The following is a 2122-nucleotide window of genomic DNA, read 5'->3' on the forward strand; positions in this document are numbered from 1 at the left end:
CACTCCCACTCCCACGAGGACCCCTGATCCTCCGGGGACAGTCACGGCCGACTCCGGGCCGGGCTGGATGGAGATCGTGTTCTCCCCCTCCGGCGAGGGCGAGGTCACGGGCTACTCCCTGCGCGGCGCCCCGGACGGCGCGGACGTCACACCCTCCCGCGCCCAGCCCGACGGCCCGTTCCAGTTCAGGGTCACCGGCGGCCGGTGCGACCAGGAGTACACCTTCCGGGTCGCCGCCGAGTACGACGGCGGCGAGGTCCTCTCCGAGCCGTCCATCCCCGTGCGCCCCTGCGTCGCCCCCGGCAGGCCCGCCGCCTTCACCGCCAAGGGCAAGAACCATGGGGCCGACCTGACCTGGTCGCCGCCGGAGAACGCGAGGAACGCCACGTACATCCTGGAAGGCCCGGGGAACCACCCGCAGGCGCCCACCGGCACCGGCGCCGAGGTGACCGGGCTCAAGAACGGCCAGGCCTACACCTGGACGCTGCGCGCCAAGAACGCCGCGGGCGAGAGCCAGGAACGGGCCGAGGCCAGGGCCGACCTGCAGCCGCCCCGCGGGCAGTTCCGCAACGCCAACAACAACCACAGGGACACGCTGATCCGCCCGGGACCCAATCCCGGCAGGGAGGCGGGGCGGATCCCGCGAGGCGAGTACATCACCATGACCGTGATCTGCCAGACCAGAGGCGCCGCCTACACCGACACGGACACGGGCATGAGCAGCAACGTCTGGAACAAGGTGGAGTCGGGCCGGGGCAACGGCTGGCTCAACGACGTGCTCATGGACACCCCGAAGGGGGGCTATCCCGCGCCCCCGCTCTGGGAGTGCGAGTGATCACCCGCGCGGGCTGGGGCCTGGTGGCCGCCTCGGCGCTGCTCTACGCCCTGGGGGCGCCGTTCGGGTACGCCCAGTCGGCGGTCCTGGCCGTGGCCGGGGTCGCAGCCGTGGGCGTGAGCGCGTTGTGGACGCTGCGCGGAGCCCGGCTCGACGTGCGCCGCGAGGTGACGCCGGTGAAGGTGGCCAGGGGCGAGCCGGCGGTCGCGCTCCTGCACGTACGCAACACCGGCCGCTGGGCCCTGTCCGGGCTGGTGGCCCGCGACACCTGCAGGGGGACGACGGTCGCGGTCGAGCTGCCGCCGCTGGCGCGCCGTACCTCGCGGACGGTGTCGTACCGGCTGCCGACCCGGCGGCGCGGTGAGACGCCCGTGGGGCCGCTGCTGCTCGACCGCGGCGACCCGTTCGGGCTGGCGCGGCGCTCGATCGCGTACGGGCGTCCCACCCTGCTCCTGGTCAGGCCCCGTACGGTGCCGCTCCCGTCACCGCACGCCGGACGGCGGCGCCACCTGGACGGCCTGGCCTCCAGGTCCGCGCCGAACGGTGCCGCCGGCTTCAACGGGCTGCGCGACTACGTGATCGGCGACGACCTGCGGCACATCCACTGGCGGTCGACGGCGCGGACCGGCGTGCTCATGGTCAAGGAACTGACCGACGTGAACCTGCCGGACACCGTCGCCGTCCTGGACAACCGGCACTCGTCGTACGAGGGGGACGACGAGTTCGAGCTGGCCGTGGACGTGGCCGCGTCGGTCGCCTGCTCGGTGGCGCGCGAGCGGTTCCCCGTGCGGCTGTTCACCGGCTCGGGGGAGCTGCTGCACGCCAAGGGCGGGCCTGGGGAGGCGGAGGACGTACTCGACCGGCTCGCCGTGGTCGAGCGCGAGCCGGGGGCCGAGCCGCCGCTCCACGCCCTGCGCCGGGCCGGCTCGGGTGGGGTGCTGGTGCTGGTCAGCGGCACGTTCGCGACCCTCGCCGACGCCGCCGCCGTACGCCGCCGCTTCGACCAGGTCCTGTTCGTACGGGTCGGCGACCCCGAGCCGGGCGCCGCTCCTCCCTCAGCGCCCGGGGTGACCGTCGTCCAAGTAAGCGACCTCGACGACCTGGCGACCACATGGCCACGCTAACCACCCCACCACCCCGGCCGCCTGCCGCGGACCGGCCACGACGCGGCCCGGTTCCGGCACGACGCGGTGCGGAACAGGCAGGACGGGGCCCCGCACGATGCGGTTCGGGTTCGGGACGGCGCGGTGTGGGGGCGGCGCGTGGGGAGGCGGTGTGGTGTTGAGG

The 2122-nt window shown here is 74.4% G+C and carries 2 protein-coding genes; both read left to right on the forward strand.

Translation table 11 applies throughout. The annotated features are described in order from the left end of the window. The coding region (locus ITP53_RS54965) for a fibronectin type III domain-containing protein (protein ID WP_207757756.1) at positions 1-835 on the forward strand (835 nt) is incomplete at its 5' end. Next, positions 832-1959 (forward strand): DUF58 domain-containing protein, encoded by a 1128-nt coding sequence (locus tag ITP53_RS54970; RefSeq protein WP_195903418.1) that lies wholly within the window; start codon positions 832-834, stop codon positions 1957-1959. The genes ITP53_RS54965 and ITP53_RS54970, both read left to right, overlap by 4 nt. Positions 1960-2122 lie beyond the last annotated feature (163 nt).

The sequence above is a fragment of the Nonomuraea cypriaca genome (assembly GCF_015645445.1).
In the GTDB taxonomy this organism is placed as follows: Bacteria; Actinomycetota; Actinomycetes; order Streptosporangiales; family Streptosporangiaceae; genus Nonomuraea; species Nonomuraea cypriaca.